12 protein-coding genes are annotated in these 17,308 nt (G+C 68.9%); 5 read left to right on the top strand and 7 right to left on the bottom strand.

What is annotated here, in order from left to right; all coding sequences use genetic code 11:
- Positions 1–6: 6 nt before the first annotated feature.
- Positions 7–885, bottom strand: a complete 879-nt coding sequence (locus D7V88_RS03675) for an SMI1/KNR4 family protein (protein ID WP_120539192.1) — start codon at positions 883–885, stop codon at positions 7–9.
- A 147-nt stretch (positions 886–1,032) separates the two neighbouring features.
- On the opposite strand from D7V88_RS03675, the gene D7V88_RS03670 reads away from it, so the two are divergent.
- Both D7V88_RS03670 and D7V88_RS03665 read left to right on the top strand, forming a co-directional pair.
- Positions 1,033–1,596, top strand: a complete 564-nt coding sequence (locus tag D7V88_RS03670; RefSeq protein ID WP_158624987.1) for an OB-fold protein — start codon at positions 1,033–1,035, stop codon at positions 1,594–1,596.
- Between the two features lie 229 nt (positions 1,597–1,825).
- Complete coding sequence (locus D7V88_RS03665) at positions 1,826–3,127, top strand: serine protease (protein ID WP_120539190.1); 1,302 nt, start codon at positions 1,826–1,828, stop codon at positions 3,125–3,127.
- Positions 3,128–3,200: 73 nt separating this feature from the next.
- On the opposite strand, the gene D7V88_RS03660 is transcribed toward D7V88_RS03665, so the two are convergent.
- Positions 3,201–4,709: an alpha/beta fold hydrolase gene (locus D7V88_RS03660; RefSeq protein ID WP_120539189.1), complete on the bottom strand. Its 1,509-nt coding sequence runs from the start codon at positions 4,707–4,709 to the stop codon at positions 3,201–3,203.
- A gap of 72 nt (positions 4,710–4,781) precedes the next feature.
- Positions 4,782–5,141, bottom strand: a complete 360-nt coding sequence (locus tag D7V88_RS03655; RefSeq protein WP_120539188.1) for a VOC family protein — start codon at positions 5,139–5,141, stop codon at positions 4,782–4,784.
- 127 nt (positions 5,142–5,268) lie between these two features.
- On the opposite strand from D7V88_RS03655, the gene D7V88_RS03650 reads away from it, so the two are divergent.
- Together D7V88_RS03650 and D7V88_RS03645 are read left to right on the top strand one after the other, a co-directional pair.
- Positions 5,269–5,754 (top strand): Lrp/AsnC family transcriptional regulator, encoded by a 486-nt coding sequence (locus D7V88_RS03650; protein ID WP_120539187.1) that lies wholly within the window; start codon positions 5,269–5,271, stop codon positions 5,752–5,754.
- Positions 5,755–5,838: 84 nt separating this feature from the next.
- On the top strand, positions 5,839–7,005 hold the full coding sequence (locus tag D7V88_RS03645) for a hypothetical protein (protein WP_147448595.1): 1,167 nt from the start codon (positions 5,839–5,841) through the stop codon (positions 7,003–7,005).
- Positions 7,006–7,015: 10 nt separating this feature from the next.
- Here D7V88_RS03645 and D7V88_RS42880 read toward each other — a convergent pair whose 3' ends face one another.
- Both D7V88_RS42880 and D7V88_RS03635 read right to left on the bottom strand, forming a co-directional pair.
- Complete coding sequence (locus D7V88_RS42880) at positions 7,016–9,802, bottom strand: amidohydrolase family protein (protein WP_158624986.1); 2,787 nt, start codon at positions 9,800–9,802, stop codon at positions 7,016–7,018.
- Positions 9,792–12,506 (bottom strand): hypothetical protein, encoded by a 2,715-nt coding sequence (locus D7V88_RS03635; RefSeq protein ID WP_120539185.1) that lies wholly within the window; start codon positions 12,504–12,506, stop codon positions 9,792–9,794. The genes D7V88_RS42880 and D7V88_RS03635 overlap by 11 nt, the downstream gene beginning before the upstream one ends.
- Positions 12,507–12,756: 250 nt before the next feature.
- Here D7V88_RS03635 and D7V88_RS03630 point away from each other — a divergent pair, with 250 nt between their 5' ends.
- Positions 12,757–13,503, top strand: a complete 747-nt coding sequence (locus tag D7V88_RS03630; protein WP_147448594.1) for a hypothetical protein — start codon at positions 12,757–12,759, stop codon at positions 13,501–13,503.
- A gap of 253 nt (positions 13,504–13,756) precedes the next feature.
- Here D7V88_RS03630 and D7V88_RS03625 read toward each other — a convergent pair whose 3' ends face one another.
- Positions 13,757–15,301, bottom strand: coding sequence for a HEAT repeat domain-containing protein (locus D7V88_RS03625; protein WP_147448593.1), 1,545 nt, complete (start codon positions 15,299–15,301; stop codon positions 13,757–13,759).
- Positions 15,302–15,480: 179 nt separating this feature from the next.
- Entirely contained in the window at positions 15,481–17,115 is a 1,635-nt protein-coding gene (locus D7V88_RS03620) for a hypothetical protein (protein WP_147448592.1), read from the bottom strand.
- Positions 17,116–17,308: the final 193 nt, after the last annotated feature.

Raw genomic sequence — 17,308 nt, 5'->3', positions numbered from 1 at the left:
CTGGACTCACTTCGTCTTGAGGATGAACCGGTGATCCGACCACCAGTCGAAGTGACCGCGGCTGCGTGAGAAGTAGATGCCGCGGTTGGCATCGAGGACCTTCTCCCAGATCTTGCCGCCGTCCTTCTTCTTGAGTTCGCCGGTCGGCTTCCCCAGGAGCTTCGTCGCCGTGAAGTCGTTCACGCCCGAGGGCAGCTTGAACGCGAGCGGACCGTCGTAGTTCTTGCCGAGCAGCACCTCGCGGATCACTCCGTCGCGCCCGATACTGACGGTGATGCCGCGCTTCAGGTCCTTCAGTTTGCCCTGGGTCTTGGGCAGCTTCGTCGGCAGCTTCAGCTTCTTCAAGTCCGCGGCGAGCTTCGCGTCGCTTACGTGCCTGCCGAGCAGCGACACCAGCCCGCGAGGAAGGGGCGCGAGCTTCTTCACGCCCTCGCTCACCACGGGCGCGGGCATGGCGTCACGCTGGTACGTCTTCACGTTGAACTTCACGGGCTTCGGCGCCTGGACCTTCTCCTTCGAAAGCCACGCGACGAGTGCCTCGCGCTCGTCACCCTCGTCGAGATCGTCCAGGCGCGTCTTTCCCGCGCCGAGCGCGAGCAGGAACGCTTCGAGGCTGGGCGCGACGACCTTCAGCACGTCCGACTCCGAATCGAACAGCACCACGGGCGCCGGCTTCACCGTCGAGACGAGCGCGAGCAGCGAGCCCTCTGGCAGCGAGAGGAAGCACCACGCATCGCGCAGCCCGCCAGGCACCTTCGATGACATGAGTTCGAAGGTCCCGAACGCGCCGTACTCCTGCTTCGCGAGCCACTTCGCGAAGCGCGCGAGCAAGGGCGGAACGGTCTGGCCCTTGGGGGCCTTCAGTTTGACGAAATACCTGCTCATCGAGTGGCTCCTGGTGGGTTGCCTCTCTATGTCGTCCATGGGGTCGTTCGCACCCTCTCCTTGCGGGGGATGGTGTCGAGCAGTTGAAAGTCCAATCCTGATCCAGAGCCGACTCGGCATTCGACAGGCGCCGGCAAGGGAATGGAAATGGCATTGGTGAAGTGCAAGCAGTGCGGAAATGACGTCGCCAGCAATGCAACGGCTTGTCCGAAGTGTGGGGCGCCCGTGCCCCGTGGCACCTCCGTGCTCAAGGTGAGCCTCTTCGTGGTGGGAGGGCTCTTTTCGCTCTGCTTCCTCGGGACGTGCCTCGGTGCTATCGGCGCGGCGAAGAAGGGCTCGACATCAGGGGAGACGGCGTCAAGCCGAACCACTGCCGCTCAAGAAAAGCCCGCCCCCAAGCTGGTGGAGATTCGTACGCTCCTCGCGGAGTACGCGGACAACGAGGTTCGCGCTGACTCGAACTTCAAGGACCAGGTCATCCAGACCGCGGGCATTGTCGACGACATCAAGAAGGACATCATGAACTCCGTCTACGTCACGCTCGGCACCGGACGGCAGTTCGAGATCCCGCAGATCCAATGCTTCATCACCGACGAGCAGGTGAAGAAGGCTGCGAACCTTTCAAAGGGAACCAAGATCGGTATTCGTGGCCGCGTCCAAGGACTGATGATGAACGTCCTCGTGCGCGACTGTGAGTTCATCGATCTCTGAGGCCGTTGGGAGCACCCGGGAATGGGAATGGATTTCAATCCCGCAGGAATTGTGCACCACGGTCCCTGTGCGGCATGTTTCCATTCCCCTCGTGTTCTGAAGGGACTCCCGGGACCACCGTGACTCCGCGTTAAGGACACGTTGCGGAGAGTGCATGGTTGGCGCGAGCATGCGGCCCTCTGCTCGTCCCCCTGGCGGGCGGCCATCACCCTCAAGGAGTGTTCAGCACATGCGAATCCCCCGGACTTCCGGCTGTAGGACGCTGCTCGCAACGCTGCTGTGTACCCTTTCCCTCGCGGCCTGCGGCCCGGCCCCGGAGGCTGAGCCCACCGACAACACTCCCGTGGGTACGGAGAAGCAGCCCGTCGTCTACGGAACCGACAACCGCATGGACGTGTACGCGCACGCGGATGCCACGCTGCGCGACCGCGCTCAGCAGTCCACCGTCGCATTGATGAACCCGTCGGACTTCAACGCGACCAACCCCGACAACGTCACCTTCAACGCGTCCACGCTGCGCTCCGCGTACAACCTCTGCGCCTCCGAGCGCTTCCTGGACGACCTGACCCCGGCCTTCTGCTCCGGTACGCTCATCGACGACGACCTGGTGCTCACGGCGGGCCACTGCATCACCAGCGCGTCGGCCTGCAGCAGCACGCGCTTCGTCTTCAACTTCTACCGCACCGCCGCCGGCACCATGAAGACGGTGACGACCGCGGACATCTTCTCCTGCCAGGCGATTGTCGCGCGCCAGCAGGCCACGGTGGGCGGGCGCAACCTGGACTTCGCCGTCGTCCGGCTGGACCGGCCGGCCACCCCGCGTTTCACGCCTGCCCCCATTCGCGCGGGCAACGCCGCGCTGGCCGTGGGCACCAAGGTGACGGTCATCGGCTCGGGCAGCGGCATTCCCTTCAAGATCGACTCGGGCGGCTCGGTGCGTGACGCGCGCTCGGGCACGCTGGACTACTTCGTGGGCACCACGGACACGTTCGGCGGCAACTCGGGCTCGGGCGTGTACGAGAACGGCGGCTACACGGTGGCCGGCATCCTGGTGCGCGGCGAGACCGACTACAAGACCAGCGGGAGCTGCAGCGTCGTCAACACCTGCACGGAGACGGGCTGCCGCGGCGAGGACATCACCTACGTGCGGCCGGCCATCGACGACTACTGCGCGGTGTCGACCAGCACGCGCCTGTGCGCGGGCTACCCGCCGCCCCCGACGCCGGTGACGTTCACCTTCACCGCCACCAACACCAACAGCGCCAACCAGAACACCGTCAACCACAACGTCACCCTGGCCGCCGGGCAGACCCTCAAGTTCGGCACCTGCACGGTGCCGGGCTCCTCCGGCACGGGTGACACGTACCTGCGCCTGTACAACGGCACCACCCAGGCGGCCTCGAACGACGACGCCTGCGGCACGTTGTCCTACGCGAGCTTCAAGGCCACGACGGCGGGCACCTACCAGATCCGCGCCGGCTGCTACTCCAACGGGAGCTGCAGCGGCACGGTGTCCTACACCGTCCAGTAGTCCCAGAAGGACCGGCGCGGGCGGTGGCGTCCGTCACCGCCCGAGCCGGGTTCGAGTCCCTCGCCTGTTCACCCTACCGCCCCGGAGGGAATGACGGCTTCTGGAACGGGGGGACGGGCAGCGACACGTTGACGGGGAAGTCCCGCGTGTCCCCCGTCTTCAGGAACGCGATGACCCGCGGGAGGATGTCGGGGTGCTGTTCGAACACAGGGGCGCGCGTGTGGTGCACGCCCCGGTGGACCAGCAGGGCCCGGCCGTTGGGAAAGTACGGCAGCATGCCCAGTGTGTTGTCGATGGGCGTGGAGGTGTCCCAGTCCCCGTGGAAGAAGAGCACGGGAATGGGGCTCGGGACCGGGAGTCGGAGCGACTCCTCCACGGGAGGCGTCGGCCACGCGTCCGCGGAGGCGATGAGCGCGTCGAAGTCCGTCATGCCCAGGGCTTCCGTGCCCGGGTCGGTCCGCAGCAGGTGCGCACGTTGCGCGGACACGCCCAGGCTGCTGTCGATCAACGGGGCGAGGATTCGGACCGGTGAGGTCTCCGCCTGACGCTCCTGGAGGACCGCGCGCGCCCAGTCGTCGTAGTGCCGGTGGTAGAGGGAGAGCACGAACGCGGGCCAGGCCTCCGGGGGCATCAGCAGCGAGGCCCGGAAGTCCTCCAGGCCCAGCACCACGGTGCGCTGCTTGCCCGTCGCCGCGTCCTTGACCTTCACCCGGAGCGGCCCGCTGGCGAGCCGTGCGTGAACGGCGCGCAGGGCCTCCATGACGCCTCCCTTGGGCAGCCAGGGGGCCAGTTCAGGAGCCCGGTCCGCGTCCCAGGCAATCCGTTGCAGGACCGCGAAGACGTGCGATGGCATGTCGAAGCTGTTGTCGAGCGGCTCCACGCCGGAGAGCCAGGCGCGCGCCACGATTTCCGGATGGAGCTTCATCACGGCGAAGCTCCACTGGGAGCCGAAGCTCTGCCCGGACAAGGTGATCTGCTCGTAGCCCAGCGCCCGGCGCAGGTCGTTCACGTCCTCCGCGCACTGGACGACGGTGTACCCGGCGAGGTCCTTGTCGGGATGCGCCGCCATCGCGTCCTGGGCCAGCTTCACCATCTCCGCGGCATCCGCCGCCAGGGTTCGCGGCCGATCCAGGGGCTGGCGTGGACGCGCCACCAGCAATTCCTCTCCGCGCTTCGAATAGCCGCGCTGGTCCATGACAACGACATCACCGGCGGCGGTGAAGGGAAACACGCCCGCAAGCTGCTTCTTCGCGGCGGCATCCTCATCCGTGAAGGCATTGAGGTAGCTGCGCGCGGGCCCTCCCGGGAGGATGAAGATGGGAGGAGCCCCGGTGGGCCGCGCCGCCTTGATGCGAGCGAAGCCCACGCCAATGAGCCGGCTGTTCCCGACCGCCCGATTCTCCGGCACGAACAGGGTGCCCAGCTCGTAGGAGACCGTCTCGCCTTGAGCTGTCTTCGTCGTACCGGCTTCCGTGATGATTTCGCCCGCCCTGGGCGAACCCGCCCCGGCGGCGTGGGCTACCGGGGTGACGAGGACCAGGGCGAGGATTCGCAGCAGCGGCTGGATGGACCTGATGCGCAAGGGTGGACGCCTCCCGGTCCGGAAACCTATCCGGGCCGGGGATGTTCCCGACTGTCAATTAGTTGCCGGGCGTCAGGCCTGGCAGACGAACTCGACGTTGTGGCCATCGGGATCGCGAACGAAGGCGGCGTAGTAGGTCGGATGGATGTCCACCCTCAGCTTCGGGGCTCCGTTGTCCGTGCCCCCCGCCTGCATCGCGGCGCGGTACGACGCGTCGACCAGGGTGCGCGTGGCGCAGAAGAAGGCGAAGTGCGGGCGCGGAGAGGAGGGCTCCCCCGGGCGCAGCCAGAAGTCGAGCCGGGCCGGCTCCGCGCCAAACCCGTTCGCCTTGCCCTCGACGTGCAACGTGTAGCCCAGCGGTGCGAGCGCGCCGCGGTAGAACGCCGTCGCGGTGGCGAGGTCCTGGGTCGAAAGCTCCAGATGATCGATCATCGGTGAGGCTCCTTGGCAACCGCTCCCGCGGCTGGATTCATGCCCGCTAGGATAGGTTGCACGGGAAGGCGTCACGCCGCGTTGTTGCCCCCCTTCGCGCGCAGATGCCGCACCCGGACCGGACGCCATGCACAAGGACGACGCATCCCTCGACGACCTGGACCTGCGGATCCTCGAGCGCTACCAGCACGACACGCAGCTTCCAGCGCGCACCATCGGGGAGGAGGTGGGCCTCTCCACCGCGGCCGTCCAACGCCGACTCAAGCGGTTGCGCGAGGTCGGCGTCATCCGGCGTGAGGTCGCCGAACTCGCGCCGAAGGCCGTGGGCCTGCCCATCACCTGTGTCGTCGCGGTGGATCTGGACCAGGAGCGCACCGCCGACCTGGAGCGCTTCAAGCTCCGGATGCAGGGGCTCCCCGAAGTGCAGCAGTGCTACTACGTCACCGGGCAGGCGGACTTCATCCTCATCGTCCTCGTCGGGAGCATGGAGGAATACGACGCCTTCACCCAGAGCGCCCTGCTCAGCGACGCGAACGTCCGCAGCTTCACCACCAGCGTGACGTTGGAGCGCGTCAAGACGGGTGTGGCCGTCGCGCTTCCTGCGCGGCGGTGAATGGGAGCAGGACCCCAGGGCAGCGGTTGCCGCACCTTCCGCTTCCGGATTGGCAGGCCTCCGCGCCGTGTCCATGTGTTCCTCATGGCGGCCTCCGACACCCTGCCTTCCGACGGTCCTCCTCCCGCCATCCTCGGGCTCGTCGGCTTCCGCCGCCGCCGGGGCAGGTATGGCTCGGCGACCCAGTTGCTCTGGAACAGATTGGAGAACGCCGCTTCAATCCATGAGTTGTGTCAGGTCCGCGAGGATCTGACGGCCGAGGACCGGGTCATCCTGGAGCAGTGCGCCCAGCGGCTGGAGGTGGCCCGGCGCTGCCTCGACAGGCCGCTCTGGCGCTGGTCCTTCTCCTTCTGGCAGGTCATCCACGAGGTGGACGGCCTGCAACTGCTGATCATGCCCCTGCACATGCTGCTGCCCAACGCGCTGGAGGTTCAGCAGCAGTTCGAGCGGCGGGTGACGGACCCGGCCCAGAAGGTGCTCTGGCTGGGCGCGGAGCGGACCGACGGTCCACTGCCCCGGAGCGTCCGCGTGCTCCGGGGCGAGGCGCTTCCCGAAAGCGATCCTGAGGCCTCCCTGACCGAGCAGGAGCGCCTGACGCGATGCCGGCACGTGCTGCGGGGCGCGCTGGGCGTCATCAATGACCGGGGGGACAAGAGCTTCTGGCAGCTCTCCATCAACGTCTCCATCCAGATCCTCAGCACCGTCCTGCTCATCACGCTCTCCCTCATCGCGTTGCTGGGGTTCAACCAATCCCTGGTCACGACCTGGCCCGAACAGCTCGTTCCCCAGGGGATGCTGCTGCTCAGCCTCGTGGGCGCCGCGGGCGCCGTGGTGTCCAACATGCTGTCCAAGGAGCGCTTCGTCGTCGCGACGGGGGCGACGAGCCGCTTCTTCGCCTACCACCTGATGGTGAAGCCCGTCGTCGGTGCCTTCGCGGCCCTGACGCTCCTCTTCGTCGAGCAGTCCAACCTGATCCTCTCGGTGGTGCCTCGCGACCCCGTGAAGGCCGCCAACTACAACCCGGCCCTGCTGAACATCGTCGTGAGGGATTGGCGCGCTGTCTTCTTCACCCTCGCGGCCCTGTCCGTGGCCGCGGGCTACTCCGCGGACCGGTTCCTGAGCTCCATCATGAACAAGGTGCTCAGCAGGCTCCTCGGGCAGTCGGAGAAGCTGCTGCCTTCCAGCGGTGCCCCGGAGGCCGGTGGCGCCTCCCAGCGCGCGAAGCCGGAGCAGCGCGCGAAGCCGGAGTAGGCGGCCTGGCTCACCTTGAGGGCCGGGACCCAAGGTGTCCCAAGGGCCGCCGCGTGAAGGCCCCCAGCGCGTCCAGCAGGTCCTCCGTCATGCGCTCCGCGCTGGGATGCCAGGGCGTGGTGAAGCGCGCGTCCATGCTCGTCTGCCGGACGGTGGACAGCCACTCGTGCACCTCGCGTTCGGAGTAGCCCGCGCTCCGCGCCGCTTCGTGCAGCAGGGAGTACTCCCGGAGGAGGAAGGTGGAGAAGGTGATGGGGTCGTCCGCGCCCACCGCGATGGGCACCGGCGGCGGCGCCCCCGCTTCGGCTCGCGGCGGGAAGAGCCGCAGGATGGGGTGGTTGCGCAAGTCCAACAGGTTGCCGATGAGCAGGTTGCTGGAGGGATTCACCTCCACGACGGTCCCCCGCGCCCCCACGTACCGGCGCAGGCCGTCCTGCGCGGAGCGCAGCGCGGCCACCTCCGCGGCATCCAGCGGGATGTCCACCAGTTGCTGTCCGCGCCGGAACACGCGCTCGTCCTCCCGGTACGCTTCGATGAGCTCCTGGACGCGCCGGGAGTCGCGCACCCGGATCCAATCCAGCCGTCGGGAAGCCCGGCTGAACGCGTCCAGCCCCACGCCCACGCCTTCCTGCGCCAGGGGCGGACACCAGAGGTTGTGCAGCACGTGGTGGGCTTCCGCCAGGACGTGTGGCGCGATGCACTCGCCGAAGATGCCCTCGGACAGCTCGCGGATGAGGTTCTCCACCTGCAGCGGCCGTCCCGGCGGGGTGTCCACGCTCAGGCCCGGGGGCAGCCGGTAGCCGCCGTACAGGCGCCACTCGAAGACCAGGTCCCACAGCCGCTCCTCGGCCGGCATCATCACCGCGCCCACGGACTCCGCCCACGTCCCTGGCTCCACTCCCAGGGACGTGGCGTGTCCCAGCCGCCCGCCCCGGTGGTCCAGCAGGTAGTGCAGGCATTCGTAGATGCGGCGCAGCCCCTCCATCAGGTGCCGGTAGTCCTCGCCCACGTGGCCCGTGAGCTGGAGGGGTGGGGCGCCCCGGGCCGCCGGCCGGACCGCGGCGCGGGCGGCTTCCCACCGCACGTAGCGATACAGCGGCGCCAGCACCCACGTGGGCACGCTCAGCTCGTCCGACGCGACGTCCAGCCCCCGCACCAGCCAGAGCGACAGCGGCACCGCCCGCAGCAGGTCCACCAGCGCCTCCACCCGCGTCGACTGCGAGACGAAGTAGTCCGCGTAACGGCCTCCCAGGCGGATGAGGCCCTCCGGAACCGGCTCCGCGTACGTGCCCTGCGCATGCGCGGGCGGCAGGCCCTCCCTCCAGTGGCGCTTGGGGTCCCGCGCCTTGAGCAGGTGCAGCACCAGGCCGAACTCCGGCTGACGGCCGTCGCTGGTGGCCCGCCCCACGCGCTCCAGCACCCGCTGCCACGAGCGCGTCAGCCCCCACAGCTCCTCCGCCATTTGGATGGAGGTGTCCATGAGGCGGGTGCGCACCTCCAATGCGGCAATGGGCTGCTCGCCCCCCGCCACCGCGTAGGAGATCTCCGCGCGCACGGCGTGCAGGGGCCGCTTCATCGCGCCCAGGCGATCATAGAAGCGGATGAACCACTGGAGGCCCGCGGTCAGCGGCCGCTGCACATAGGTGCGGTAGCTCAGGCAGCGCACCCGCTGCACCTGCCAGAAGAGGCGCTCGAAGTGCGGATCCGGCGTGCCGGCCTCTTCCATCCGCCGCATCCACCGCAGCCCGTAGCGCACCAACCAGCGCTCCCCTGCGTTGGGCGTGTGCAGCCCCATCCGCAGGGCGATGGGATCGCACCGCCGCCACACGTCGTCGAGGGTCTCCGGAGCTTCGGTGCCGCCACGGGCCGCGAGCGGGTGGAGGTCCCCGTAGAGCTCGCGCAGTTCGTCCACCTCTGGCAGGACTTCCAGGCGGGCGCGCGAGAGCGCCTCCAGCGTCCGCTCCAGCACCCGGCGGCGCTGGGGCAGCCAGACGGACGACTCGCGCAGGCCCGCCACGAACTCCAGCAGCGGCCGCTTCCCACCTCGCAGGATGACCTCCGCCAGGACGCAGCGGGACACCGCGGCCGCCAGCAGCCAGCGGAGCATCGTCCCGCCGTCGCCGAAGACGAGCCCCGGTCCCGACAGCAGGCGTGCATCCAGGGACGGGTCCGCGATGGCGGACAGCAGCGAGGTCCACAGCAGCGGGAAGTCCATGCCCGCGTTGACGTGGTGGTGGACCTCCGTCACGCCCCGGTCCAGCAGGTGGCGCATCAGCAGCGGCGGTTCGATGTCCACCCGCGTGGGTGGCGGCTCCACCGGCACGGCCGACATCAACAGGTCCTCGGGCAGGGCGAACGTGAGCCAGCGGTAGTGCGTGACGGCGTCCACCGCGCCGGCCTCCGTGTCCTGCGCCACGACGGTGACTCCGGGCCGGCGCTCCAGGTGGGTGTCCGCCAGGTGCACCAGATAGCTGGCCATGGACACCCGCCGCGGCGGATCCCGCTGGCCGCGGATGTGCCGACGCGAATCGAACCAGAACACGTCCCTGACGGCGATGAGGCGATCCAGCGACCAGCCGCTGGCGTGCTCCGACAGGGTCTTCTCGCAATCGCGCCAGAGCGCCCGCGTGGGGCCCGCGTCGCGTCCCTCCAGCGATGGCACCAGCTCCGTCAGCGCGTCCCTGAAGGCCTGGAGGCTGGTCAGCGGGAAGCAGGCCACCTCCGCGCGCACGTAGGCCTCCGGAACGCGGCGGGGGGCTAGGTTCCCCTGGGACTGGCGCGGTCCCTCAGTGCCCATGGCCTGGGTCCGCCTGGAGGTCCTGCACGGGAGACACCCTGCGCAGCGCCTCCAGCTCCAGGTGGTCGCCCTCCTGGTCCATGACCCGGAACCACGTCCGCACCACGGCGTCGAGCCAGTCGTAGTACAGGCCCGTGAGCTGGCCTCCGTCCGTGCCCAGGTGGCGGCGGAGCGCCTCGGACGCGCCGGAGCGCCCCACCGCGGCGCGCACCATCTGCTCGCGCAGCCGCGTCAGGCGGGGCCCATGGTGCTCCCAGTAGGCCACCAGTTCGTCCCAGTCCTCGTTCTCGCCCGCCTCCCCGGACTGCCAGCGCAGCAGCTCGCTGAGGGCGGGGGCCGGCGCGAACTCCGGCAGCACCAGCAGGGGCAGCGCGTTCTGCAGCCACACCCGGGCCGTCCACAGCCGATCAGAGCCCACGCTGTTCGTCCGGATGTCCTCCACGAGCTTCGCCACCGTGCCGCGCACCCGCTGCTCGTAGGGCTCCAGCGCGCTGGCGCGCTCCTGCTCCAGGATCACCGCCTCCACCCCCCGGTCGCGTGCGTCGCCCCAATCCCATCCACCCAGCTTGCGCCCCGACACCGAGCAGATGTTCTCCACCCAGGCCGCCTGGATGAAGCGGTGGTGGGAGCCGACCTTCATGCGCGAGTCCTTCATGTTGTCGACCTTGAAGAACCCGTCCGCCGTCCGCTTCAGGAACGCCTTCCACTGCGCGGTGAAGATGGCGAACTCGACGAAGGTCTTCCAGGTGGGAAGGCTCCACCAGCACTCCACCTGGACGAGCGGTTCGTGGGGCGCGGCCTCCACCCACAGCTCGTGCATCGTCACGACCAGCTCCGGGCTCATCTCGAAGGGCGTCACGTCCAGGTTCAGCACCCGGGGCGGTTCGAACAGCATCAGCGCGTCGTGCAGCAGCATGAACCAGCCGGTCACGTTGCCGGGCAGGGGCACGCTGTGGCCCGGCCGGTCCAGGTCGCTCAACATCAGCACCACGTCGTGGAAGTGCCGCAGGTGCAGCTCGCTGAGGAGCAGCCGCTGCTCCGTCTTCGCGGCGCCATTGCCCGGTCGCCCCGCGTGCGGCCACTCCAGGACGTCCGACAGGGTGGTCCGCTTGGAGCGGCGCACCGGCTTGCCCGTCAGGTCCAGGAAGATGAGCCCCTTTTCGTCATACCGGAGGATGCGGTTGTTCAACTGCTGGCTGGCCCAGGCCGGCAGGTCGCTTTCGTCAATGGCGTTGCGCAGCATCTCCGTGACCACCCGGACGGTGCGCTCTCCATCCGCGACGGAGGGCTCTTCCGAGGAGGCGCGGGTGCTCCAGAGTTCGCGCCGGGCGGCGTGCCAGAGGTCCTGCAGGGTGCGCGCGGGCAGGTGGAGGGCGAGCTTGCCCGCGGGGGTGAGGATGACCTTGCGCAGGGGCGCGTCCCGCCCATCCCGCGTGGCCAGGCGGTAGGTCGTCTTCACCGTGTCGGAGAGCCGGGGCGCCAGGTTGATGAGGTCCGCGAAGGAGGTCAGCACCTGCGTCTTCTCCCGCGTCGGGGCGCAGGGCAGCCGGAGCTGCTCCAGCAGGCCGCCCAGCGTCTGCGCTCCGTCCTCCGCCTCCACCCCCAGCGGGCGGAAGTCCCATGCCTTGTAGGGATCCACGGGGCCCAGGTTGATGCGGTAGCTGGGGGGCAGCGCGCGGCGCAGGGTGGTGGCGGACTGGCGCCGGGCGATGGAGAGCGTCTCGTCCTGGCCCACGGCCCCGATCCCCGCCTGCCCGGAGAGGATGAGCTCCTTCTGGAAGGAGCGCTCCATGAAGAGCTGGAACTCCTGGTGGCCCGCGGCCAGCACGAACCAGAGCCGGGGGCTGGCCACCATGCGGGTGAGCTTCACGATGTTGTGGAGGTGTTCGATGCTGCGGTCCACGTTGTCGATGGGCAGCACGAGGATGACCTGTTCCCCCCTGGCGGTGCCGAAGCGGGGCAGGGACAGCGTCTTCGCCACGTTCTCCATGGCCCCCGCGAAGCGCTGCTGGAAGTTGGCGTAGATCTCCGCGGCCTTGATCTGCTGCTCCGCGCGCGCGCGTGTGTCGGTGGTCGACGCGCTGTCCTCCCACATGAACGAGGCATCCCGGATGAGGTGATCCAGCTTTCCCCAGGCCTCCTCCGCGCTCTCCTCGAGGATGGAGGAGGACCACCTGCCATGCCCGCCTCGCGCGGACGCGCCCTCCTGGGGCGCATCCAGGGCCGCGCGCACGCGCACCAGCAGGGTGGCCAGGAGGTTGGCGCCCGGGGGCACCGGCTCCAGGTCGAGCGGCTCCAGCCAGACGACGCGCCCCTCGATGCGCTCGAGCGTCGTGCACAGGTCCCTGCGCATCGCCTCCGGCCCCGAAGCCACCGCCTCGTGCGTCTCCGCCCCCAGGCGCCCGCCTGGCTTCAGCCCGAGGAACGCCCTCCAGTCGCGCAGGGCCTGGACGGCGCTGAGCAGGACGGTGGTTTTCCCCGCGCCCCGGGGGCCGGAGATGAGCAGGCTGGTGGAGAGGTGCTCGTCCCGGACCTTCCCCTCACCCAGGCTGCATCCGCAGGCGGCCTCCAGCCAGGACAGCAACTCGTACAGCCCCCGCTGCGTGGGCTCCAGCAGCTCATCCCAGGGGAAGGCCCTGGACTCGGGGAAGGGCGTGGGCACGTAGTGGTGCGTCTTGCCCGGGAGGCTCGTTTTCGGGTCCATGGAGAAGGATAGGGAGACCGCGTCGCGACGCGCATCACCGGGGAATCAGCTCGCACGTCCGCGCGCGGTGGCGGGCAGGTGTCCCCGTGCGCTCGTCCCCCTGTCTGTCATTGGATGCGGGGACGCTGGCATGGCATAATTTTCAAGATATCCAGTAAAGTCTGTTTAATTTGATATTTCGTGACCCGCGCGCTAAGTCCTCCACGACTTCACCCTGGGAGGAGTCCTCCCCAGCAAAGGAAACGTGCGAATGCGGACCCGATTGATTCCTCTCGTGTTTGGACTGGCGCTGCTGTCCGCGGCCTGCGGTGACACGACGCTCCTGGAGCGCGACACGGGGCCGGCCAGCGTGGAGGCGGTGACGGAGTCGTCGCTGACGACGTACCGCTACTGTGGCAGCGAACTGGACTGCGCCGACGCCTGTATGTGCTCCGCGAACCAATGCGTGCCTGACGGATTCGGCCCTCCGAATCCGGACTGCGGCGCGCCGCCCCGGCGGGAGTGCGACACGGGCGCGGATTGCCGTGGCAGTTGCATCTGCTCGGCTGGATTCTGTGCTCCCGACGGCTTCAGCCCGCCCTCTCCGTACTGCCACCTGCCCCCTCCGGACGCCTATGAGGACAACGACACGGCGGCCCAGTTCACCGCCTACCCGGGCTCTCCCCTGACGGGCCTCAACTTCCACGAGCTGGGGGACGTGGATTGGATCGCCGTCTACTTTGGCGGCGCGATGACGGCGAAGTTCGAGACCTACAACCTCAACGGTGCCGACACCTTCCTGGAGGTGTATGCCTACGCCAACGGCGCCCCCGGGGCGCTCGTGGCCTCCAACAATGACATCTGCTCCGTCTGGTACGATTGGTCCTGCAAGGCCTCCCGGGTGACGCTCAGCGTCCCCGCGAACTCCGCGTACTACGTGCGGATCAGCAACCTGAACAGCTCGGGCCATAACGTCTACAATCAGGACCCGCCGGGATACGACTTCCGCATCTACTGAGGCCGATCCTCCGCGCCGCAAGTCGCCGCGGGCCCCCGGGGAATCCCTCCCGGCGGGCCCGCCCCTGCGGGTCGCCCATCGCGGCCACCGCGCCGCGAGTGCCTGCGGCCCTGGTGCTCGGATGGAGATGAAACCGGAGAGCGGCCCTGGTCGAACCCCATGGGGCAGGGCTTTTCGATGATCCCGGCGCGGATGTCCCCCGGCGCTCGTGGCGGGGACATGGATATTCGCTCTGCGGCATGAACCCCGGCGGTCAGCGCGACCCGGGCGGAAGGACGCCCTTCGCCAGACGTCCTTCCTGTCGCGCCAGATGGTCCTCCAGCTCCCGGTCGATGCTCGGCGAGCAGCAGCCTCGCAGCGCAGCGTCGAGCAACGCGGAGAGGTTCTCGGCCGTTCCCTGCCGGGAGAGGGCCCGAGCTGCTTCGTCCGCGCCAGAGGCGTGATTCGGGTGTGAAGACGTTGCCACCTCGGAGAGCACCTGCTTCAGCATGGGCCGGCTGGCCTCCGCGTCCACCTGGCCAAGCCAGCGCACCGCCTCCGCGCGCAGCCCCTGCTCCGGTGCTTCGAGCGCCGCCTGTCTCAACATCGGCAGCCATTCACGCTGGCCCTCTCGAACAAGGCATGCCGCCGCGCGGAGGCGCACGGGCTCGTCGCTCGAATGCACAAGCGAGGTGAGCCGGTCGCACCAGCCAGCGCCCGACTCGCCCAGGGCGAACAATCCCTCCAGCGCGAAGCCCTGGCCTTCCGCGTCCTCGCCCTGCAGCGCGGCCAGGAACAAGGGCCGGTCTCCGGGAGCGGGCTGCCGGGCCGCGCCCTGGAGCACGAAACGGACGAGGGCCGCGTTGTCGGGATACCGCATCGCGGCGAGCGCCCATCGGACCGCCATGGCGGGGTCGTGATCAACGAGGTGATGGAGCAGCAAGCGCCGCACTCCGTCCGGGATGTCGAAGTCACAGAGAAACGAACGCAGGAGGGGGCGAGCCTCGCGCCACTCCACGAGCAGCTCCAGGGCCCGGGCGCTCCCCGGCGGGCTCTGCTGGAGGCCGTAGGGCACCGTCTGGGCCACACTCTCGGCGCGCACGATGCGATGGAGGAGGCGCAGCAGCGCCTCCGGGCCGACGGCTGCAAGCAGGTCCGGCAAGGGCAGCAGCAACAGCACGTTGATGGACTGTTGGAGCTGGGACTTCAGCACCTCGGCGGCTGCGTCGCGTGCCCACGCATCGAGGAGCCTCCTGGCCTCCGGGCGCTCACGGTGCGCCACCGCCACCCGGAGATTGGCCCGTCGGTCCCAGGCATCTCCCTCCGCGAGCGGATGGCGGTCGTACAGGAACCAGCGCGAATAGAGCCACTCGACGAGCCGTGGGGAAAAGCGCGTGCGTTCCGTGGATGCGAGCACGTGCGCGCGCAGTTGGGGCGAGCACTTGAGCAGTACGGCCTCCGCGGCGTCCCAGGCGTCCTCCGTTCGGGCCAACGTGAGAAGCGCTTCCGTGGACGGGCAACAGCAGGGGCAGATGAGCGGGGGGACTTCGCTGATCCGGGTGAGGTCCGGGCCGGAGAGCGGTGCGCCTTGCTTCACCAGCACTTCGAGCGCCTTGTTTCGAGTGGAGAGCCCCTCCCGTTCATCGAAGAACCGTTCGAGCAGGAGGGGTGTCAGCTCCGGCCCTCCGAAAACTCCGAGCAGGCGGACGACCCGAACTCGAAGGTCGACGCTCTCCAGCGGAACCGTTTCGAGGAGGGACAGCAGTTGCGCGCGGATGTTCTCGCGCGACGACCACACCAGACTGGGGACCGAAGACAAATCAGACGCCGAGTTGGGACCGGCTGGCGAGACCGGCTGCGTGGATGCAGGGACTTCCCCGAAGGTAGCTGCCCCGTGCTCCTGCCGCAAGCCGGCCACCGGATGAGGTCCGGCGGCCCATGAGCCCCATCCCCCCGCCACCGCCAGGGTGCGCGGTGGCGGGCGGGACCTTCATGGAACTACGGCGTGGTGAAGACGGCGCTGAACGTGTCCGAGCTGACGGCGGGCAGCTTCTCCGCGGTGATGAACGGGGCGCGCCAGGGCTCGTAGTGGGGCGAGCCGTCCGCCGCCACGCGCGCGTAGTACGTGGCGCCCGGCAGCAGCACGTTGGGCGGCAGGCGGACCTGCGTCCGGTCCCCGGGCACGTAGAAGCGCAGCGTCGGAGCGGCGTCGAAGGTGCCGATCAACTGGATGATGGACAGCACATAGGCCTTCGGCGTTCCCAGGACGGGCGGCTGCCAGGTGAACACCGGCTGGGTGGTGCCCACCACGCGCGACGTGTAGGCATCCACGCCGTCGATGCGCAGTTGCCGGGGCGGAGAGATGGGCGGCTGGATGGGGCTGGCGATGAGCGGATCCAGCCGGTCGGTGACGTAGACGTTGCCGCTGGGGTAGTGGGTGCGGGATCCGATGACGACCGGCGTCGCGGACCGGAACGCATAGCTGACGGTGGCCACCACGCCCCAGCTCGAAGGATAGGGATTGCCGTAGGCGAGCCGGCTCGCGATGACGCCGTCCTCCCCGCGCGGCAGGCTCAGGGTGAACAGCTCACCCTGGTAGCCCACCCAGCCGTCCTGGTCGCCAAACGGCATGGGCGACAGGGACATCGCGGAGTAGCTCAGCGTGCCCGTGGGGTTCGAGTCCGTCCGCCAGCGGGTGAACTCGGACAGGCGCCACTCCATGGAGAAGGGCTGCTGCGCGACGGGCTGCAGGGCGCCTGACAGCGGCAGCGGCGTGGTGCCGTCCGGCGTGAACGCGAAGGACGGCGGCTGGAGGCTGTTCACCACCGTCTGGTAGGACATGGGCGCGCCGCTCGGCATCGTCCCGGCCGCCACCGAATTGAGCTGGTTCAGGTAGAGGTGGTCGCCCTTCGCGGGGTCCAGGACGGGCAGCCCCCGGCCGGTGCTGTTGTAGATCCAGGCGGACGGGTCGTTGAGGGTCGTGGCCCCGACCGACACGTATTCGTTGAGACTGAGCGGGGCGTACACGTCCACGTCCCCGCTGATGAGCTGGAGGCTGCTGCCCGGGTCGTTGAGGGTCGTCCACTCCTGCCAGGGCGCCAGTTGGGTGAGGGACAGGGCCGCGGTCCCTTCGGAGAAGGGCGAGTAGACAGCGTCCGGGCGGCCCATCCGGTTGCGGCCCAGGTCGAAATGGCGCTCGCGGGACAGGTAGTAGAACCGGTTCAAGCGCAGGAAGTACTCGCCGTCCGGCACGTTGTCGAAGCGCATGCCCCCCGCCACCGGGGTGCCCGTGCGCCGCGCATAGCCGGTGCCCTGGGGGATGAGGATCTCCAGGTCATTGCCGCTCAGGTCCTCCGGGACCACCGTCACCCCTGTGCTGGAGTGGAAGCGGCTGTCGGCCGTCACCAGCACGGAGGTGTCGGGCGTGCCCGCGTCCGCCTCACCGGAGCCCGCGTCGGGCTCACCACAGCCCGGCAGGAACTCCTCGCCAGAGATGACCGCCGTGCCCTCGCGAGGGTCCTCCACGGTCACATCCAGGGGGTCCACCTGCCCGGTGGGAGGCACGGCTTCTCCGCAGCCGAGCCAGGCCGCGCAGGTGGGAACGAGCCACAACGACAGACGACGCAAGGACATGTTGAACCCAGGGACAATGAATGACTGTCGGATTCCGGCCCAAACCCGACAGCCGCCCTATACGAGAATGGGTTGTTTCCCTGGTAAAGATAGTTGCCGGACGGCGGGTTGAGCATGATTCAAGACGTATGCCCACATCCACTCGCAAGGCCGCGGTGGAAGCCCTGCTGTGTCAGTCGTTCCGACTCCGTTC

The organism is Corallococcus terminator, from assembly GCF_003611635.1.
GTDB classification, from domain to species: Bacteria; Myxococcota; Myxococcia; order Myxococcales; family Myxococcaceae; genus Corallococcus; species Corallococcus terminator.
Note: the sequence above shows the minus strand (reverse complement) of the source record. Positions and strands in the feature narration are given on the sequence as shown.